13 protein-coding genes and 2 pseudogenes are annotated in these 19,891 nt (G+C 67.9%); 4 read left to right on the top strand and 11 right to left on the bottom strand.

What is annotated here, in order from left to right; genetic code table 11:
• Nucleotides 1–14: 14 nt before the first annotated feature.
• A complete protein-coding gene (locus tag ABGB17_RS27110; protein ID WP_347634432.1) occupies nt 15–2,036 on the top strand; it encodes a nitrate- and nitrite sensing domain-containing protein in 2,022 nt (673 codons plus the stop codon).
• Here the strand turns inward: ABGB17_RS27110 and ABGB17_RS27105 are convergent.
• From ABGB17_RS27105 to ABGB17_RS27095, 3 genes are all read right to left on the bottom strand, one after another.
• Nucleotides 2,031–4,346: a M56 family metallopeptidase gene (locus ABGB17_RS27105; RefSeq protein WP_347634430.1), complete on the bottom strand. Its 2,316-nt coding sequence runs from the start codon at nt 4,344–4,346 to the stop codon at nt 2,031–2,033. The genes ABGB17_RS27110 and ABGB17_RS27105 overlap by 6 nt on opposite strands.
• A complete protein-coding gene (locus ABGB17_RS27100; protein ID WP_347634428.1) occupies nt 4,343–4,888 on the bottom strand; it encodes a hypothetical protein in 546 nt (181 codons plus the stop codon). The genes ABGB17_RS27105 and ABGB17_RS27100 overlap by 4 nt, the downstream gene beginning before the upstream one ends.
• Nucleotides 4,889–5,176: 288 nt before the next feature.
• Entirely contained in the window at nt 5,177–6,655 is a 1,479-nt protein-coding gene (locus ABGB17_RS27095; protein ID WP_347634426.1) for an endo-1,4-beta-xylanase, read from the bottom strand.
• Nucleotides 6,656–7,513: 858 nt separating this feature from the next.
• Between ABGB17_RS27095 and ABGB17_RS27090 the strand changes: the two genes are divergently transcribed.
• Nucleotides 7,514–8,971: an arabinofuranosidase catalytic domain-containing protein gene (locus tag ABGB17_RS27090; RefSeq protein WP_347634424.1), complete on the top strand. Its 1,458-nt coding sequence runs from the start codon at nt 7,514–7,516 to the stop codon at nt 8,969–8,971.
• A gap of 283 nt (nt 8,972–9,254) precedes the next feature.
• Here the strand turns inward: ABGB17_RS27090 and ABGB17_RS27085 are convergent, their stop codons facing one another.
• The 3 genes from ABGB17_RS27085 to ABGB17_RS27075 all read right to left on the bottom strand — a co-directional run bounded on the left by ABGB17_RS27085 (nt 9,255) and on the right by ABGB17_RS27075 (nt 11,363).
• Nucleotides 9,255–10,130, bottom strand: coding sequence for a glycosyltransferase (locus ABGB17_RS27085; RefSeq protein WP_347634422.1), 876 nt, complete (start codon nt 10,128–10,130; stop codon nt 9,255–9,257).
• Nucleotides 10,131–10,332: 202 nt separating this feature from the next.
• Nucleotides 10,333–10,554, bottom strand: a complete 222-nt coding sequence (locus tag ABGB17_RS27080; protein ID WP_347634420.1) for a DUF397 domain-containing protein — start codon at nt 10,552–10,554, stop codon at nt 10,333–10,335.
• The gene (locus ABGB17_RS27075) at nt 10,536–11,363 is read right to left on the bottom strand and encodes a helix-turn-helix transcriptional regulator (protein WP_347634418.1); all 828 of its coding nucleotides are present in this window, start codon (nt 11,361–11,363) and stop codon (nt 10,536–10,538) included. The genes ABGB17_RS27080 and ABGB17_RS27075 overlap by 19 nt, the downstream gene beginning before the upstream one ends.
• A 358-nt stretch (nt 11,364–11,721) precedes the next feature.
• On the opposite strand from ABGB17_RS27075, the gene ABGB17_RS27070 reads away from it, so the two are divergent.
• Nucleotides 11,722–11,958: an ATP-binding protein gene (locus ABGB17_RS27070; RefSeq protein ID WP_347634416.1), complete on the top strand. Its 237-nt coding sequence runs from the start codon at nt 11,722–11,724 to the stop codon at nt 11,956–11,958.
• 254 nt (nt 11,959–12,212) lie between these two features.
• Here ABGB17_RS27070 and ABGB17_RS27065 read toward each other — a convergent pair whose 3' ends face one another.
• Nucleotides 12,213–12,869 carry an HAD family hydrolase gene (locus ABGB17_RS27065; RefSeq protein ID WP_347634414.1) on the bottom strand — a complete coding sequence of 219 codons (657 nt, stop codon included), beginning with the start codon at nt 12,867–12,869 and terminating at the stop codon, nt 12,213–12,215.
• 639 nt (nt 12,870–13,508) lie between these two features.
• Nucleotides 13,509–13,850, bottom strand: coding sequence for a DUF1036 domain-containing protein (locus tag ABGB17_RS27060; protein WP_347634412.1), 342 nt, complete (start codon nt 13,848–13,850; stop codon nt 13,509–13,511).
• Between the two features lie 691 nt (nt 13,851–14,541).
• Between ABGB17_RS27060 and ABGB17_RS27055 the strand changes: the two are divergent.
• A pseudogene (locus ABGB17_RS27055) lies at nt 14,542–14,730 on the top strand (IS5/IS1182 family transposase); the annotation flags it as partial.
• A 576-nt stretch (nt 14,731–15,306) separates the two neighbouring features.
• Here ABGB17_RS27055 and hrpA read toward each other — a convergent pair.
• From hrpA to ABGB17_RS27040, 3 genes and pseudogenes are all read right to left on the bottom strand, one after another.
• Nucleotides 15,307–19,203 carry an ATP-dependent RNA helicase HrpA gene (hrpA, locus tag ABGB17_RS27050; protein WP_347634410.1) on the bottom strand — a complete coding sequence of 1,299 codons (3,897 nt, stop codon included), beginning with the start codon at nt 19,201–19,203 and terminating at the stop codon, nt 15,307–15,309.
• Between the two features lie 99 nt (nt 19,204–19,302).
• Nucleotides 19,303–19,734: an ATP-binding protein gene (locus ABGB17_RS27045; protein ID WP_347634408.1), complete on the bottom strand. Its 432-nt coding sequence runs from the start codon at nt 19,732–19,734 to the stop codon at nt 19,303–19,305.
• Between the two features lie 40 nt (nt 19,735–19,774).
• Nucleotides 19,775–19,891: pseudogene (locus ABGB17_RS27040) on the bottom strand (IS5/IS1182 family transposase); the annotation flags it as partial.

Raw genomic sequence — 19,891 nt, 5'->3', positions numbered from 1 at the left:
CCCGGAGGTGCGCCGTGGGCGCCACCCGTCCCGTCCCTGACCTCGGCGCCGCGTTACGCCGGATCGTCCCCCTGGGGCGGCCGGTGCCTCCCGCGCGGCTGCGGACGATCCGGTTCAAGCTGTACTCCCTGCTGTGCCTGCCCATCGCGGCGCTGTCCGTCCTGTGGGTGTTCATCACCGGGCACATCGTCGGGGACTACTTCGAGCTGCGCCGGGCGGTCACCCAGTTCCACCAGGTCGCCACGCCCGCCGCGAACCTCGCGAGCGCCGTCCAGCAGGAACGCCGGTTGTCGGCCCTCTTCGTGAGCAGCGGCGTGCCGGACGGCGGGCGGCTGGCGGACGCCCGCGAACGCACCGACGCGGCCGTGTCGCTGTTCCACCAGCGGGCCACGTCCCTTGAGGGCCTGTCGGCCATCGGGCCCGACACGCTGGCGGACGTGACCGAGCTGGAACGGCAGGCGCAGGGCCTCGGCGGGATCCGGCGCGACGTGGACGGGCGGATACTGGACCGGCTACGGGTGATCCAGGAGTACACCCGGATCACCGACACCCTGTACGCGATGTACGACCGGCTCGTCACCGTGCCGGAGATCGCGCTGTACCGGCAGGCCGCGGGGCTGCAGACCGTCGTGCGGTCCCGCGAGCTGCTGTCCCAGCAGGACGCGCTGCTCACCGCCGCCGTCCTGCGCGGCTCGCTGCCCGGCCACGAACGGCGTGCGCTCGCCGAGATGGTGGCCGGCCGCCGCCTGCTGCTCGACCGCGGCGTGGGCGCCCTCGACGACGAACTGCGGCGCCCCTACGAGGAGCTGCTCGACTCGGCCGACTACCGGCGCCTCACCACGCTGGAGAGCCAGGTGCTGGCCAGCGAGCGCCTGCCGGAGGCGGCGGACGGCTGGCAGTCCCTCGCCGACGCATTGGGACCCCGGCTGGAACGCCTCACCGGCGCCAGCCAGGCGCTGCTCAACGCCCGCTCCGACGCCACCGCGTCCGGCATGATCGCCCAGATCGTCGCCGCCGGCGGCCTCGGCCTGATCGCCATCCTCATCGCCGTCGTCCTGTCCGCCCGCCTGGGCCGCGGCCTCGCCCAGGAACTGGCCGACCTGCGCAGCGCCGCCCTGGAGCTCGCCGACGTGCAACTCCCCCGCGTGGTGGGCAAACTCCGCGACAGCGAAGCCGTGGACGTCGACTCAGAAGCTCCCCCCGTGGTCATCACCGGCACCACCCTGGAAGCCCAGGACGTCGCCCAGGCCCTCACCACCGTCCGCCGCACCGCCATCGAAGCCGCCGTGGGCCAGGCCGACCTCCGCACCGGCGTCAGCCACGTCTTCCGCAACCTGGCCCGCCGCAACCAGTCCCTGCTGCACCGCCAGCTCACCCAGCTCGACACCATGCAGCGCAAGACCACCGCCCCCGACACGCTGGCCGACATCTTCTGGCTCGACCACCTGACGACCCGCATGCGCCGCCAGGCCGAAGGTCTGATCATCCTCTCCGGCGCCCCCGCCGGCCGCGCCTGGCGCCGCCCCGTCCCCGTCCACGACGTCGTCCGCGGCGCCGTCGCCGAGGTGGAGGAACACGCCAGAGTCACCGTCCTCCCGATGTCCGACGCCGCCATCACCGGCACCGCCGTGGCCGACGTCATCCACCTCCTCGCCGAACTCATCGAGAACGCCACCGTCTTCTCCCCACCCGGCACCCGCGTCCAGATCCGCGGCGAGCTGGTGGGCCGAGGCTTCGCCATAGAGGTGGAGGACCGCGGCCTGGGCCTGTCCGAGGAAGCCCAAGAGGAGATCAACCACCGCCTGGCCGACCCCCCCGAGTTCAACCTGGCCGACAGCGACCGCCTCGGCCTCTTCGTGGTGAGCCGCCTGGCCGCCCGCCACCACGCCAAGGTGACCCTCCGCCGCTCCCCCTACGGCGGCACCACAGCAGTGGTCCTCCTCCCCACCACCATGATCATCCTCCCCGACGACAACCTCCCCCCCGACCCCCACCCGGCCCATCCCCTGGCCCAGAAACCCGCCCCCGGATCATAGGTAGACAAGGAACAGATCGCCGGTATTCACGACCATGATCCCCAGGAGGGCGCTTGTCACCATCGCCGCCGCGACGGCGGCGCGCCTCACGACCGGCCGATGGGACGGCGCACGGGAACGCAGGAGCGTCATGGGGATGCCTATGGTCAGGACGACCACAACGATCATTCCGAGTGCCGGTTCCACTTGAGATCGCAGGGCGTCGAACGGAGAAGAATATTCTCCGACGAAGTGCAACCAACCGATCGTTGCCGTCAGGGACGTGGCGACTACCGACGCGGCGACACCGGACACCAGACCGGCCTTGCCCTCCAAGGCCGCCAAGACCAGAAGACAGGCCAGACCCGCGCAAACAGATACCAGGCGATCGAACTGCAGGGTATGGACGGGGAAACCTCGCTCCACCGGAGAGGTCAAAAACCAGCGCACGATCGAGGCCCCAGCAGCAGCCGCACCACTGATGAAGAGGACCGAAAGCGCATAAGACGCGTTCGAGCGAAAACCCGACGTGTCATGACCGACCTGTGAGGAGTGCGTCGCGATCGCGCCTGTCCGCCGGGTCCACCACCAGGCCAGCAAGGCGATCAGCGCGAAACTCGCGGCAGCGTAAGTCTCCCTGTTCGACAATGTACCGCTGATCAGATACGCCTTGATCCAGTTGACCCAGTGGGGAGCAGCGCCGATCTGACCCGACCCGATACTGACGTGTGTCGCGAGGTCGAGGCCTGCCCAGAACCCATTCGTGAAAAGGATGACATTGACCGCTGCGGCAGTCAGATAATCACCTCGGGTGAGGCGGTCCGTCCTGCGGACCTGATTCCACTTTCTCGCGAAGGCGATACTGCATGCGCCCGCACCGGCCACCGCCAGCGGCACGATGGCGAACATCAGGAGGTTCGACGTCCAGAACACCGGCAGAGTGGTGGTGGCGGTGTTCCGGATGGACACTATCTGTCCCGCCAGCACGCCCCCGCAGATCGCCGGCGTGACCCATCGCGTGCGAGTCACACGGCCACCGATCTGAGCGGCCGCGACAGAGCGCCACTGCGCCACTCCCCACCCAAGGGCGAGGACGACTCCGGCGACCAAGCCGGCCACCCGGACAGGTCCCCCGAACGAGTCAGCGAAGCCGTAGGGAAGGTAGGAGGCCAGGTCGCGCAGCACCACGGTCGCGAGCAAAGCGATCATGAACGCTTCGATGGCGGGACTGTGCAGTGCGAGGCTCTGATCACTCAACGCGGCCAGCCTGCGCGCGGGCGTGGGGTGAATCGCCGTCAGACGCCGCCACCAGGAACGGCGAGGTGCAGGCTGTACACGAAGCAGTTTCGCGAGGGCGTCAGCGGAGGAGCGACGGTCGGCTGCGATGTCGGCCTCGTGCTCGCGCGATCGCAGCACGGCCAGTGAGACCGTCGCCGCCAGGGCGAGCAGCAGTACCGTCCGGCTCCCGTAATCCACTGTGAGCGGATTGCGCAGCATCGCCATGACGAACCCGGCGATGAATTCGAGCTTCGCCGGCACACTGCCGGCTTCGGTGAACAGCGCTACGACGAAGAGCTTGAGGAATGGGCCGAAGATTATCGCCGGTGGAATGAGCAGGACAGGAGAGAGTGCCCACCACACTCCTCGCGTCAGCCATACCAGAGTGACGTCACCGGCACGCACATGGGCCAGTTCATGACGGATTATCGCGTCAGCTTGTTCCCGGGGCAGAGCGAGGATTCCCGGAGGCAATATCACGCGCGGCCGCCCTGGGCGTCCCGCTGTGAACGGTTCGTGCATCCGCAATGACCCGAAGGACACTTCCGGCACCCGCCGCAGGCCCATGTCCTGGGCCGCCGATTCCACACGGGCGGCCCAGGAAGCGGGCAACGGCTGGAACGGCCCGGCTCGACGCGTCAACCTGTAGGGCAGCAGCAGCATCAGCACCACCCCCAGGGCCAGCACCGACAGGGCGCCGGCCAGGCTTGACAGCGCTCTCCGCCGCTCGACAAAGGCCGTGCACCGTAACTGCCGCTGATAATTGCGCTGGATCTCGCTACTCTGCTGCTGAATGGTCGCGCTGTCCGGACGGGCCCCCGTCCCGGCCTCCCCTCTGATGTCTCCGCTCAGGCATTCGCTCATCGTCGCCATCCATGATTCCCCCCAGGCCTGATTGCCGACGTACTGGCCCACGTACGCACCGCCCAGCAGCATGACGATGACGAGAAGCAGGTAGCGGGCACGAGCAGGGGAGAGCAGGCTCGGTGAATCTCTGTGCGAGCGGCTGGCAAAGGTGTACTCCGGCCCGCCGGGTAAGGGCCCGGCGGTCACGCTTGAGTATCCTTTCCGGCCCGTAGCCGGAGCCAGACAAGCAGGGCTTTAGACAGCCGATGGGCCTCATCGGGACTCAGGTCGATAGCGATGCTGAGAGATGCCAGCAAGGCTTCGATTTCCTTTTCGTCGGCCGCGTCCCACCGCATCGGCGTGCTCCGGACGTCATCCTCTCCCGAACCGAGCCCGGGGGAAGGCCGTCGAAGCAGGGCCGCGAGTTTGACCCGGGTGGCATGGCTGATTTTGTCGAGCAGCGCATCGGTGGCCCGATCGACGACGCGGGCGGCCGCGGCCGCACACAGAAACTGCATCACTAACAGCACATAAGGGGTAAGGGACGCGATATCGACGCCCGCCCCTACGGGAGCGCGCAGTCGCGTCCGGCCGAGGACCCGCCGTGGGTCGACGTGGTACTCGGCGGCCGCGTAGTCAAACAGTTCGAGCTCGCCGGGACACAGGTCGGCGACCACCTCGCGGGCATTCTCCACCTGCGCCTGCCATGGCAGACCTTCGTGGTCCCCCGTCGACAAGCGAGTCGCCATCATCCCTAGGTTCGGTCTGCCACGGCCCCACATGCCGCCCCCATTCCCCTCGTCCTGTCGGTCATGGATATCACCGTGACCGTCGACCGGGGCACCGTATCGGTGCACATTGCCGATGTAACGGACGTCGAGCGGAGGAAGTGCCAGACATACGGATGATCGCCGGAATCTGCCGCCAAATCTAACTATGCAGTGACGAAAAGCTCACCCATCTCACGCGCTATACCTCATCAGGCGTATTGCACCTTTAGTGACATATTAGGCATTTATCGCCAGGCAGTCGTTGGTTCACGCTGAAATCGGGGTCGGCGTCCAGGTCCACCGCTGGTTGGCGTAGCCGTGGCACGAGTAGAGCTGGAGCAGGGTGCCGTTGGTCGTGCCGGCGCCTCTGGCGTCGAGGCAGAGGCCGGAGCGGACGCCGGTGATGGTGCCGTTGGTGTTGATGCGCCACTTCTGGTTGCCGCCGCCGTGGCAGGCGTAGATGCGGACCCTGGCGCCGTTGCCGGTGCCGGCGGCGTCCAGGCACTTGGTGCCGTGCACGCGGAACTCGCCGGTGGCGGTGGGGGTCCACTGCTGGCCGGCGTTGCCGTGACAGTCCCAGAGGACGACCTGGGTGCCGTCGGTGGTGCTGTTGTCCGGTACGGTGACGCAGCGTCCGGAGCCGGCGCCCTTGATCACGCCGGAACCGGTGCCGCCGGTGGGGGTGGGGGTCGGCGTGGGGGTGGGGGTGGGTCCCACGTTGTTGAGGGCGTCGAGGACGCTGGTGTACGCCGGTTTCTTGTTGCCGCTGCCGTCGAACAGCAACGGGGTGTCCCCGGGACGCCAGGAGTCGATATCGCGCACGCCCCACACGGTGATGCCGGTGCAGCGGGGCACCGCCAGGCAGTCGTTGACCACGTTGGCGTACGTGGAGGCGGGGGCGCCCTGGATGTCCAGCTCGGTGATCTGCACGTCCACGCCGAGGGCGGCGAAGCTGGAGATCGTGGTGCGGAAGTTGCTGTTGTAGGGGCTGCCGCTGTTGAAGTGCGACTGAAGACCCACGCAGTCGATCGGCACGCCGCGCGCCTTGAAGTCGCGGACCATGTTGTAGACGCCCTGCGTCTTGGCCCACGTCCAGTTCTCGATGTTGTAGTCGTTGTAACAGAGCTTGGCGTCGGGGTCGGCGGCCCGCGCGGTGCGGAAGGCCTCCTCGATCCAGTCGTCGCCGGTGCGCTGGAAGTTGGAGTCGCGACGGCCACCGGTGCTGTCGTTGAACGCCTCGTTGACCACGTCCCAGGCGTAGATCTTGCCCTTGTAGTAGCCCATCACGCCGTTGATGTGGTCCATCATCGCCTGCCGCAGTGCGCTGCCCGACAGCGACTGCAACCACCCCGGCTGCCCGGAGTGCCAGAGCAGCGTGTGCCCGCGCACCCGCTTGCCGTTCTGCACCGCCCAGTTGTAGACCCGGTCACCGGCGGTGAAGTTGAACTGCCCCCGGGCGGGCTCGGTGGCGTCGAGCTTCATCTCGTTCTCTGGCGTCACCATGTCGAACTCACGGCCCGCGATCGAGGTGTACTGCGCGTCGCTCAGCTTGCCCGAGCTGATGGCGGTGCCGAAGTACCGGCCGCTCAACGCGGCCGCCTCGCCGAGCGTGCTGGCGGCGGCGTCGACGGGTGACGTCAGCACGGCGACCGTGCCGGCGAGGCCCAGCGCACCGGCGGCGAGGGCCCGCAGGAGTGTGAGGGATCGGCGCCGGGGTCCCGGCTGCGATGTGGCGTTCGTGCCCATGACTGAGTGCTCCAGACCGAATCACGGAAAAGCGGACACGCGGGGTCGTCCCGCGACCGACGCCGCGTCCCTGATCGTGGAACGCACACCACTGGGGCGTCGCGGACGGCGGTTCCCGCCGCCTGCCACCACCTGGCACGAGGAGAACCACCCCGGACACAGTGTGGAAACCATGCCGAAATATGTCAAGAATGCCATGAAAGTTTCGATAGCCACGTGTCCCGGCTCTTCCCTATCACCCCAGATGAACCGCGATCGTCATTGTGCAACGCCGGCACGGGCGGCGCACGGTCACTTGACGGCGCCTGAGCGCTTCGTATTTGCTCCGCCCACCACCTGGGTCACCCGACGGAAAGAAAGCTTCTTGCTGAAGGGAATGTTAGCGCTCACCAGAAGAGTGGATCGTTCGTGGAGGCCCTGGCCACGGCCGTGAGATCAGGAACCAGACACCACGTCCCACACCTCACTCGACGTCACCGGCTCCCGGCAGCACGTACCCGCGCGTCCTTCAGAGAAGGCGGGTGCGTGAAACGGCAACACGCCGCCCCTCCGGGCCGTCCGGTGAGGGGCGACGGCTTACCCCGCGCGGACGACGCGGACGATGAATGTTTCACCACATCTCATCGCGACGGTGGAACGCGTCACGGTAAAGCCCCAGGCGACGCACCGACGGCACCCGGGCGCCTGAGATACGTGATCCACGTTCTTGACGGCAGGGCCTTCATTGATTTGACTTCACCCTACTGTCAACCGCGAATCGGTGTCGGACGCTAATGTAATGTTAGCGCTAACATCTGCCTGGCCAGGCTTGCCGTATCGGTGCCGTCCGATCATGATTCCTGATCGAGAGAAGAAAGCATGATGCTTTTCCGGAGCCTGCGAAGGGCGTTCGCGGCCGGGGCGAGCGCGTTGCTCGCCGCCGCCTGCCTGGTCGGCGGTGGCACAGCCCGGGCCGCGGCGTCGCAGCCGTGTGACATCTACGCCGCGGGCGGTACGCCGTGTGTGGCGGCGCACAGCACGACACGTGCGTTGTACGGCGCTTACAACGGCCCGCTTTACCAGGTCAGGCGCTCTTCGGACAACACCACCCGGGACATCGGCGTGCTGAGCGCCGGCGGAGTGGTCGACGCCGCCGCCCAGGACTCCTTCTGCGCCGGCACGAACTGTGTGATCACCATCCTCTACGACCAGTCCGGCCGCAACAACCGCCTCACCCAGGCACCTCCCGGCTACTGGCCCGGCCCCGCTCCCGGCGGATGGGACAACCTCGCCGACGCGAAAGCGGCCCCGATCACCATCGGCGGCCAGAAAGCGTACGGCGTCTACATCGCTCCCGGCACCGGCTACCGCAACAACAACACCAACGGCGTCGCGACCGGCGACCAGCCCGAAGGCATCTACGCCGTCGTCGACGGCACGCACTACAACCAGTGGTGCTGCTTCGACTACGGCAACGCGCAGACAGACGGCCAGGCCGACGCCCCCGCCATCATGGAGACCGTCTACTTCGGCGCCAACAAACAGTGGGGCTACGGGTCCGGAGCCGGCCCCTGGATCATGGCCGACCTGGAGTGGGGACTGTTCTCCGGGGTGAACGCGGGCTACAACAACCTCGCGCCCATCAACCACCGCTTCGTCACCGCCATCGTCAAGGGCGAGCCGAACCACTGGGCGATCCGGGGCGGCAACGCGCAGTCGGGCGGCCTGACGACCTACTTCGACGGACGGCGTCCCAACGGCTACCACCCGATGAAGAAGGAAGGCGCCATCCTGCTCGGCATCGGCGGCGACAACAGTGTCTCCGGCCGCGGCACCTTCTACGAGGGCGTGCTGACCTCCGGCTACCCGACCGCCGCCACCGAGGACGCCGTACAGGCCAACATCGCCGCCGCCGGCTACGCGCCGGCGGGCGGCGGCAACCCCCAGCAGAACGTCCAGATCGTCGGCGCCCAGTCCGGCCGATGCGTCGACGTGCCGAACTCCAGCACCACCAACGGCACCCAGGCGCAGATCTGGGACTGCGGCAGCGGCACCAACCAGCGCTGGACCTACACCGCGGGCAAGCAACTCCAGGTGTACGGCAACAAGTGCCTGGACGCCTACGGGCAGGGCACCGCCAACGGCACCCAGGCGATCATCTGGGACTGCAACGGACAGGCCAACCAGCAGTGGAACGTCAACACCAACGGCACCATCACCGGCGTGCAGTCAGGACTCTGCCTCGACGCCAACGCCGCCGGCACGGCCAACGGCACGAAACTCATCCTGTGGTCCTGCAACGGCCAGGCCAACCAGCGGTGGAGTCTGCGCAGCTGATTCCGATCGGGTCCGGCGCATGAGGGCGATCAGGTGAAACGCCCTGGGCGGAAGTCCAGACACCCGGATGGGGCTACGGCTCCCCCGGAAAGGACTTCCGCCCACAAAGCGCGAAACGGTCGTATGCGGCATCGCTGCCAGAGGTGGAAAGCCGCGCAACCCGCCGAACCCGATCTACGGACCTTTTCAGCGCTCTGATGCGGGAGCAATCCACCACAGCCCGGGAAAGTCCGGGATGTCGCGGCGCCCCGGCACCCCCTCCTCGGGCGACGGCCTGCGCCTCTCACACGATCGGTGGCCGCCCCGCCAGCGTCAGCCGCATCACAGTGCCCCAGGACATGGGCCGCCGCCGCCCGTGGCCCCCTTTGATGCCCTCCCACAACCCGGCGAACCAGACGGCGAGGTTCCCGCTGCGCCGCATGCGGACCACGCTGAGCAGCGTCCAGGTCGCCAGGTAGAACGGGATCAGCGCCGCGGGCAGCCGGCGGTACGCGAGCCACACACGGTTGCGCGCCACCAGCCGGTAGTACAGATCGTGCCGGCTGGGCGACGTCGCGGGGTGATGCACGACGACCCCCGCCGCGTACCACCCGGTGCGGCCCCGGTCCCACAACCGCCAACTCAGATCGATGCCTTCGTGGAACAGGAAGAAATGCCCCGGCCACCCCCCGGCCGCCTGATAGTCCGCCCGCCGTATCAACACGACCCCTTCGGCCATCACCGTGACACTCCCCGCCCGCCCGGGATCCCCCGCCCGGATACGCGGCACCCACCGCCGCAACGTGACCCCCGTGTCAGGATCGGCGATACGCGGCTGCACGTACGCCGCGTCGCCATGCTCACGCGCCTCCTCGACAAGCCGCGCAAGAGTGTCCGGTCCCGGAAGCACGGCGTCGTTGTCGAGAAAGAACAGGAACTCCCCCGCGTCGTCCCCCCCGAGAACCTCGGCCCCCACGTTGCGCCCCTGAGGAATGCCCACGTTCTCCGGCAACGCCACCCCCCGCACCCCCTCAGGCACATGCTCAGGCTCCACCCCGTTCCCCACGACCACCACCCGCAGCCGCACCCCCCGCTGCGCCAGCAACGCCCCCATCGCCTCACAAAACGCCTCAGGCCGGTCGTTCATCGTGAGAACCACCACGTCAACGGTCGCGCTCATCAGGCCTCCCGCGGGCTAAGGCGCTCAGTGTGCCACCTGCGGGCACCCCCACGCAGCCTCCCGGCCACGTGTCGTTCTCCCGCCGTTAACCCGCTCTACCCCGAACCGCCACCATGAGTCGCCGCGACCTATCGAAATCACGCACGTCGGTACAGCCGGCCACTCCGGCCGGGCCGCGGAGATCCGCGGAGGGGAGACACGATCAGCCCAGCTCGGTGCTCTTGATCGCCCCCAGGAAGAGGCGCCAGGCCCCCGGGGTGGCGCAGACCACGGGCCCGTCGACGTTCTTGCTGTCACGGACGGCGACAAGCCCCGGCAGATCGGCCGCGAACTCGACGCACTGCGCGCCGTTGTTGCCGGAACGTGAAGACTTGCGCCACGAGGCTCCGGAGAGGTCGGCAGCCATCAGATCGTGCCGGTCCATCGCTCACCAGCTTCCTTGATCTTCACGAGGGAATCGCCCGGACGATACGCCTCGGATCGCAGCCGGTCGTACCGGCCCCAGATCAGCGAGACGAGTCCATGCTCGGTGGAGACTTCGCCGTTCCCGGCCGAGTCTACGTAGACGGTGGCAGGGGCGTCATCCATGTGCGCGATGGTGAAAGCCCCGAGGAGGCCGTCCGTACACGTCGTGTCGGACGGGACGACCTGGAGCGTGATGTTGTGCCGCTCCGCCACGCTCGACAGGTGATCGAGTTGCTCGGCCATGGTTTCCCGCCCTCCGATGTTGCGATGGAGGACTCCCTCGTCCATCAGAATCCAGATTTCTGGAGGATTGTCCCGATCTATCAGCGTGTTGCGGAGCATGCGGGCTTGAACACGCTTTTCTATCTCATCGTGGGGAAGCTTCCTATGGCCGCGAAATACGGCTCTCGCGTACTGCTCGGTTTGCAGAAATCCAGGAACCAGCAGAGGGTCCCAGCTCCTGAAGATCGTGGCACGCGGCTCGATCTCGTCAAGCCATCTGGCGAACCAGAGGGGCGAACCGAATGACGTCGTTATATCCCGGCAGAGCCGGGTGAACCGACCATCTGTCGCGAAAAGCTCATCACATTTCTGCGCGAGATCAGGCTTGAGAGTGCGTGCCCCACGTTCCACATGGGCGACCAGTGACGGAGAGATCCCCAGCCGTGCGGCGAGACGAGCCTGCGTCAGTCCTGCCTGGCCTCGGACACGGGCCAGCTCCCTCCCGGCCCGCTGAGCCGGCGTGAGGCACGGGTCGAGATCGCTCATTATGACGCCTCCTTACTCGTCGACCGCCGTGGTGACGCGCTACTGACGGCGATTGACGCTCCGGTACGCCACCAGAGAGAGATTGTCACACGACTGTCTGCTGGTTTCTCCGGAACTTAAGCATTTAACTGGGCAATCTTAGAAGCCCGACCAGCCGGCCAAGCGGTTCCCGACAGGAACGTGACACCGATCAAACCGGCTTGTCGCCAATGGCGAGTGGTCCTGACACATAGGACGCCAGGTGTGCGTGGATCCGGAGATGGACGATGAACATAGGCTTGCAAAACACACCGCATCCCGACAAACCAATTCATTGTTTTTCGAGAGATCACTTGCTGGAGGTCTCACGGTGAAGGCCATGGGCGACCTTCTCGGCAGAATCGATCTCCCGGGCCGGGCCGAATCGGTCAAGATCGCGCGGGCGTATGTGCGATCGGTGCTGTACCGAACCGGACGGCGGCACCTGGGGGACGTCGAACTGCTGGTCAGCGAAATCTTCACGAACGCGGTCCGGCACTCGGAGTCCGGACGCAGACCGGATGGCGTGGTGACGGTGCGGGTTTACGACGACGGTGCAACCGTCCGGTCCAGGTGACCGACGAGGGGTCCACAAGCGGCATCTCGGCGATCCCGGAACAGGCGGCCGAGGGCTGTGGATGGTCCGGGAGCTTTCGTCATCGTGGGGGTGGGGCCGGGACGTCGAAGGACACACCGTGTGGTTCGAGGTACGGCCGTGAGCGAGTCCTGGTGCCCCATGTCGCTTCGGCTACGCGCCGGGACATCGGCGTGTGCGGCGAGGGTCGCCCTCGACAAGACCGTGCCGGAGGCGCCGTTTCGAGGGGCGGGTGCTCAGAGGCTCTTCTCTGCCAGGGCTGTGGTGATCTCGGGGATGGTGTCGACGATCAGGTCGGCGGTGGAGGCGGTGGGGCGGGCGGCGTGGAGATGGCCCCAGGGGCCGCGGCGGATGAGGGCTGTTCTCATGCCGGCCTGGTGGGCGGGGAGGATGTCGTTGTCGAGGCGGTCGCCTACGTAGAGGATCTCGGCGGGGGGGCGGCCTGCGGCGGCGGCGACCTTGGTGAAGAAGTCGGGGTGGGGTTTGCTGATGGTCCAGCCGGCGGAGGTGTACACCGCGTCCGCCGGGAGGTTCATGGCGGTGAGGGCGTCGTAGGCCTGGATGGGCTGGTTGCCGGCGATGATGACCTGGTAGCCGGCGTCGCGGAGGGACGCGAGGCCGGGGCGGACGTCCGGGTAGAGGTCGTCGGCGTCGAAGTTCTCCCGCAGGCCGTCCGGGTCGTCGTGCCGCCACGCCTCGATCTCGGCGCCGATGTCGATGCCGGGGCGGACGACCTCGAACGCCTCGCGGTGCGAACGGTCGAGCGCGGCCATGCCGCCGAGCACACCGAGCATCGTGAACGGCGTCACCCCGAGCCGTTCCGCCCAGCGTGACCAGATACGCGTCTCGTCGATCAGGGTCTCACCGACGTCGAACACCACCGCCCGGATCACGGGACCTCCCTCCGCGCACACGGTCCGAAACCCTACTCGGCCCGGCAGCGCGCTGGACGGCCGGGGGCGGGACGGCCGGGGGCGGGACGGCCGGGGGCGGGACGGCCGGGGGCGGGACGGCCGGGGGCGGGACGGCCGAGAGCAGGACGGCCGAGAGCAGGACGGCAGGTGGAAGGCCGTAGACCGCCGGGCCGTCCAGGCCGTGTTTCACCGTGAACCAGTGACCGCAGCAGCCCGGTACGTCCCGCCACGGGCCCCGGTCCGGATCCGCCGGCGGATCCCATCGAGCAACTGCCGTCTGCTCCACTTCGGCGGACGCCCCTTGCGCGGCTCGGCACGCCCGCCGGTGGATGTGGTCAGATTGCCAACTACCAAATGGTGCCTGCACCCCGCACATGGCCGTGATCCAACTTGGGACGAGGTTCGCCGGCACCGGGGCTTTGGAGATGTCCAGGGTGACGGTGGTCTGGCGCGGCGGTGACTGGCGGCTGCAACTGCAAGACGACGGTGTGACAGCCCAACCGTGCAGGCCGTGCCGGACTTGGCCGGCATCACCCCGTGGTCAGGCGTGTGATCGGCCTGACCTTGGCGGCTCCCCTTCCGGGGGCGGGTGCTCCTCCGGCGTGCGTAGCAGTCGGTTCAGGGGATCAAATTGACAGTGTGACTGTCGCTGGCTATGTAAACCTCTCGGAGGCCTACTATTCGTGCGCCGGTTTGACCGATATTCAAGCAGAGGTTGAAGGCGCTATAGGGCACATAGATAGGGCCGTATGGACCGGACCAGACAGCACCGTTGTCGGCCTCAGCGTAGTAGTACGCGTATCGGTTGTTCGTGTTGAGCACGTATACCGAGTTACCGTAGTCAACGGCCCACCAGCCGCGTGTACCCCACTGTCCGTAGCTGGCACAGCCGATCGGGTCGTAATACATGATCGCGATCCAGATGCGGGGACCGTAGCTGTTGCGGAAATGCAGTTGCATTCGCCATCACTCCCCGGTGGCCCAGGTGCCGCGAGGGTCTCTGCGGGCAAGGGGCGTGTGATCGATCACGGTGGTGCTGGGAGCGAGGCGCGCCCCGGAAGCCGAAATCGGCTCAGGTTTGGACGCCACGCCGGGTGAGATGTCTGAACGGCTCAGCACAGGCGCCCCTGCCCGTCGTTGCTGGCGCAGCGCGGCCTCTGCGGAGGGTGCGCGGCCGAATGCCCCGGTTGGATCGGGGGCATCCCCGCTGGCAGCGGCACCCGGTGCCATACTTGCCGCGCCCACGGCGACGGCGCCGGCGGTGCCCAGCCCGAGCAGTCCGCCGAGGCGAAGAAGCCAGCGGCGGCTGATCGACGGCTCATCGAATTTACTCACTACGTCGCGTCCTTTCCTGTGGTTGCGAAAACGGCGCCGCTCGGCGGCGCATTGTGCCCACGAGTATGAAGATTGTTATCTATTGCGTCAATGTTTATTACCTATCCGGGCCACTGAGCCCATTTCGGCCCCTGGCCGAAAGGTCCTGGCCACAGCGTGATCGCGAGTCAGATTTCGGGGCGTAACGTATAAAAGCTCCTGGCAAACGGGTTGATCACCATAACCAACGCCCGTCACACCAGAAGATTCGGTGCTATTTTCGTGCTGCCGTCTATTTGTCGCGTTCAACGCCGAACTACGTGGCCGGGTTGATCCATTGCGCCGGCGTGGGATCAAGGCGTGCATCCCGAGCAAGGCCGACCAGGACGCCCGCCGCAAGGCCAAGGGATCGAGGGGAGGCCGCCCGCCCTCTTTCGACCCCGCGCTCTACCCGTTACGCCACGCTGTGGAGTGCGGCATCAACCTGCTCAAAGGCAATCGCAGCCTGGCCACCGGATACGACAAGCTCGCCGGAGGCTACGAAGCCGTCGTCGTCATCGCTGCGATCAACCAGTGGCTCAACGCCTGATAGAACACGGCCTGGTGCGCGGTTAGGAAGTTGCGTGGGGTTGGGTGGGCGACGACCACAGCAGCCGAAGTGGGGTTTGCGGGGGTCGAAGGGGGCGGAGCCCCCTGGAAGCACACAGCCCGAGCCGGAAGGCGCCCCGGCGCCTGGAGGCGAGGACCAAGGGGACGGCGAGCGAGCTCCCGTATCGCCGGTTGGCGTCCGTGACAAGGCGCCGGATTCGCCGTACCACGTCCCGCCGACGCGGCGCCGATCGAGACGACACGTGTGGGGGACGACGGTGGGCGGAGCCCGTGGACGGGCGGTGACGCGGGGTCAGGACGGGGTGGTGACACGGGGGGCAGGCCGAGGTGGTGACACGGGGGTCAGGATGGGGTGGTGACACGGGGGGCAGGACGAGGTGGTGAGGCGGAGGTCAGGATGGGGTGGTGACACGGGGGGGCAGGCCGAGGTGGTGAGGCGGAGGTCAGGACGGGGTGGTGACACGGGGGGCAGGACGAGGTGGTGAGGCGGGGGTCAGGATGGGGTGGTGAGGCGGTCGAGGGCTTTGCGGAAGCGTTTGTCTGAGACGGGGTATGGGGTGCCGAGGGTTTGTGCGAAGTAGCTGACTCTTAGTTCCTCCAGCATCCAGCGCAGGTCGGTCACGGCGGGTTCTGTGCGGCGTTCGGGAGGCAGGCGGTCCACTGTCTCCTCGTATTCCTGCCACAGCGTGTCCATCTGGAGCATTCGCTCGCGGTCGCGGTAGGGGTCGTCGGGGAGTTTCTCCAGGCGGCGTTCCACGGCTCTCAGGTAGCGCTGGAGGTGGGGCAGGCGCGCGTAGCCGGTGGCGGTGACGAAGCCGGGGTGGACCAGGGCGCTCAGGTGTTCGTCTATCTCGTCGAGGGTGTCCACCGGGTCCTTCATGGCCGCCAGGGTGGTGCGGGTCTGGTGCCAGATGGTGAGGGCGGTCTCGACGCGGGAGACGACCGTGGCGGTGGTGTCGTACAGCTCGGCGCGGACGTGGTCGTGGAGGCGCTTGAAGGCGTCCGGGGTCCAGGCGGGGCCGCCCATGTCGGTGATCAGTTTGTCGGTGGCGCAGGCGACGCAGTCCTCGAAGAGGTCGGCGGCGTCTCGGTGGGGGCTGTGACTGAGGGCCAGTTTCTGCTGGGTGGTGAGGGTGCGGAGGATGGACTTGGCGGGGGAGGCGACGTTCAGCAGCAGCAGGCGGCGGGTGCCGGCCCACATGGCGGCCTTCTGCTCGGCTTCGGTCTCGTAGACGCGCACACCCACGGAGGTGCCCTCGTCGGTGAGGGCGGGGTACGCCTTGACTCTGCCTTGTTCGAAGACCTTGGGGAGGTCGCCGATGGTCCAGGTGCGCAGGCCGGAGCGTTCGAGGTGTTCACCGACCCTGGCGAGGGTCGCGCGCATCTTGGGGGCGAGGCGTTGTTTCAGGGACGGGAGGTCCTTGTCCTCCGCGACGGTGCGGCGGCGTTCGTCGATGACGCGGTAGGTGACGCGCAGGTGGTCGGGGAGTTTCGCGGGGTCCCAGGAGTCGGGGGGGACGCGGACGCCGGTGAGGTTGAACAGTTCGCGGCCGACGGCCTCGGCCAGCGGTTCGGCGCCGGGGGTGACGCGGTCGAGTACGCGGCGGGCGAAGTCGGGGGCGGGGACGAAGTTGCGGCGGATCTGCTTGGGCAGGGAGCGGATCAGTTCGGTGACGAGTTCCTGCCGCAGGCCGGGGATCTGCCAGTCGAAGCCGGTGCCCTCGACCTGGTTGAGCACCTGCAGGGGGATGTGCACGGTCACGCCGTCGGCGTCGGCGCCGGGCTCGAACTGGTAGGTGAGGCGCATGCGCTGGCCGCCCTGCCGCCAGGTGTCCGGGTACGCCTGCTGCAGGTCGCCGCCGGCGGTGCCCTCGTTGATGAGCATGTCGGTGGAGAACGTCAGCAGTTCGGGCTGCCGGCCACGCTCGCGTTTCCACCACGCGTCGAAGTGGCGGGCCGACACGACGGTCTCGGGGAGGCGCTGGTCGTAGAAGTCGAACAGCGTCTCGTCGTCCACCAGGATGTCGCGCCGCCGCGCGCGGTTCTCCAGTTCCTCGACCTCCGACAGCAGCCGCCGGTTCTCCTTGAGGAACTTGTGGTGGCTGTCCCACTCCCCCTGCACCAGCGCGTGCCTGATGAACAGGTCGCGGGACAGCTCGGGGTCGATGCGGCCGTAGTTGACCTTGCGGTCCACGACGATCGGCACGCCGTACAGGGTGACGCGCTCCAGCGCCATCACCGCGCCCTGGTTCTTCTCCCAGTGCGGCTCGCTGTAGCTGCGCACCACCAGGTGGGCGGCGAGCGGCTCCACCCACTCGGGCTCGATCTTGGCGACGACGCGGGCCCACAGCCGGGACGTCTCCACCAGCTCGCCCGCCATGACCCAGCGGGGCGGTTTGCGGAACAACGCCGAGCCGGGGAAGATCGCGAACTTGGCGCTCCGGGCGCCGAGGTACTCGCGGGCCGGACGCCGCCGGGGCCCCGCGTCCTTGCGGTCGGCACGGTCGACGTCCATGAGGCCGATGTGGGACAGCAGGCCGGCCAGCAGCGACACGTGGATGCGCTGCGGGTCGGGCCGCACGGTGTTGAGCGTGACGCCCATGCCCTGCACGACCTGGCGGAGCTGCCCGTACAGGTCCTGCCACTCGCGGACCCGCAGGTAGTTGAGGAAGTCGGCCTTGCACATGCGGCGGAACTGGCTGGAGGACAGTTCCCGCTGCTGCTCGCGCAGGTACTCCCACAGGTTGAGGTACGTGAGGAAGTCCGACTCCTTGTCGGCGAACCGCGCGTGTTTCTGGTCGGCCTGCGCCTGCTTGTCCACGGGCCGTTCGCGGGGGTCCTGGATGGACAGCGCCGCCGCGATCACCATCACCTCGGTGGCGCAGCCGTTGGCGTCGGCCTCCAGGATCATGCGGGCCAGCCGCGGGTCGATGGGGAGCTGCGCCAGCTTGCCGCCCATCGGGGTCATCGCGCGGTCGGCGTCGAACGCGCCGAGCTCGCGCAGCAGGTTCACGCCGTCCTTGACCTGCCGCTGGTCCGGCGGCTCGACGAACGGGAACGCGGAGATGTCCCCGAGCCCGAGGGACGTCATGCGCAGGATGACGGAGGCGAGGTTGGTGCGCAGGATCTCCGGGTCGGTGAACTCCGGCCGCGCGAGGAAGTCCTCCTCGGAGTACAACCGGATGCATATGCCGTCGGAGGTACGCCCGCAGCGTCCCTTGCGCTGGTCGGCCGACGCCCGGGAGATCGCCTCGATGGGCAGCCGCTGCACCTTGAGCCGGTGGCTGTACCGGGAGATGCGGGCGAACCCGGCGTCCACGACGTACTTGATGCCGGGCACGGTCAGCGACGTCTCGGCGACGTTGGTGGCGAGCACGATGCGGCGGCCCCGGTGGGCCTGGAACACGCGGTGCTGCTCCCCCGCCGACAGCCGGGCGAACAGCGGCAGCACCTCGTCCTCGCGGCCCTTGAGCGCCTCGGCGGTGTCGCGGATCTCGCGCTCGCCGCTGAGGAACACGAGGATGTCGCCGGGCCCCTCGGCGCACAGCTCGTCCACCGCGTCCACGATGGCCTGCGCCTGGTCCTCCTGCTCCTCGCTGATCGGCCGGTACCGCACCTCGACGGGGTAGGTGCGGCCGGAGACCTCGACGATGGGGGCGCCGCCGAAGTGGCGGGAGAACCGCTCGGGGTCGATGGTCGCGGAGGTGATGATCACCTTCAGGTCGGGCCGCTTCGGCAGGAGCTGCTTGAGGTACCCGAGGATGAAGTCGATGTTGAGGCTGCGTTCGTGTGCCTCGTCGATGATGAGGGTGTCGTACCGCGACAGCGAGCGGTCGCGCTGCATCTCGGCCAGCAGGATGCCGTCGGTCATCAGCTTCACCAGGGTCTCGTCCCCGGAGTGGTCGGTGAAGCGGACCTTGTACCCGACCGCCTCGCCGAGCGGGGTCTCCAGCTCCTCGGCGACCCGCTCGGCGACCGTGCGGGCGGCGATCCGGCGGGGCTGGGTGTGGCCGATCTGGCCGCGCACGCCGCGGCCGAGCTCCAGGCAGATCTTCGGGATCTGCGTGGTCTTGCCGGACCCCGTCTCCCCCGCGACGATGACGACCTGGTGGTCCCTGATGGCCTCCAGGATCTCGTCCTTGCGGGTGCTCACCGGGAGGGCCGGCGGGTAGGTGATGCGCGGCGTCAGCGCCCGGCGGGCCGCCACCCTGGCCTCGGCCGCCTCGATCTCGGCGGTGACCTTGTCGGCGATGGACCGCAGCGCCGCGTCGTCGCGCACCCGGCGGGCGCCGTCGATGCGGCGGCGCAGCCTGATCTCGTCGCGCAGCATCAGCGCGGGCAGGCGTTCACGCAGGCCGTTGAGGGGTGATGTCGTCGAAGAGGTTCCCATGGTCGCTTTCCCGGCCGCCTTCGTCGGACGACCGCCCCCGGCAAGGATAAGCAACTCCTGCGGGGGCTTCGCCAACGGTTTACCGGGGGACCCGGGTGATCAGCGTGTGCCGAGCATCTGACCGGCGGCGCCATGGTCGAAGCGCAGGGCCTTCTCCAGGCAGACGATGGCGCCGTGCCGCGGCCGGGTGAAGAACCGGATGTCGTCCGCGAGGGCGCGCATGATCTGAAGCCCCCTCCCGTGCTCGGTCATCACCGCGCCGTTGCCGTTGCCGACCTTGTCGGGGTCGAACCCGCTCCCGGTGTCCACCACCGTGATCACGCACCGGTCCCTGACCAGTTCGGCGCTCACGGTGTACTCGTCGGTCTCGGTGGCGTGCCTGATGACGTTGGAGCACGCCTCGGTCAGCATGAGCTGGATGTCGTCCCTTATCTGCCGCTCGACACCGAGCACGTCGAGTTCCGCCGCCAGGATCTGCCTGGTGACGGAGACGCTCGCGGCATCGCGCGGCAAACGCAATGCGATGGTCACCTCCACGTTTCCTCCTTCCGCCCTCGATCTCTAAGAGCTCCTAACGCAATGAGGTGAGGCGTCGCCAGCAGATGAGGGCGCAGCCGAGGCTGAGGAAGGCTCGGTGGATGTCCTCGCGGATCTCCCAGCGGATGCGCAGCCGTCGGAAGTGGTGCAG

Origin of the sequence: Sphaerisporangium sp. B11E5, from assembly GCF_039871875.1 — a bacterium.
GTDB lineage: Bacteria > Actinomycetota > Actinomycetes > Streptosporangiales > Streptosporangiaceae > Sphaerisporangium.
The sequence above is the reverse complement of the archived record's forward strand: the minus strand, read 5'-3'. Positions and strand labels throughout refer to the sequence as shown.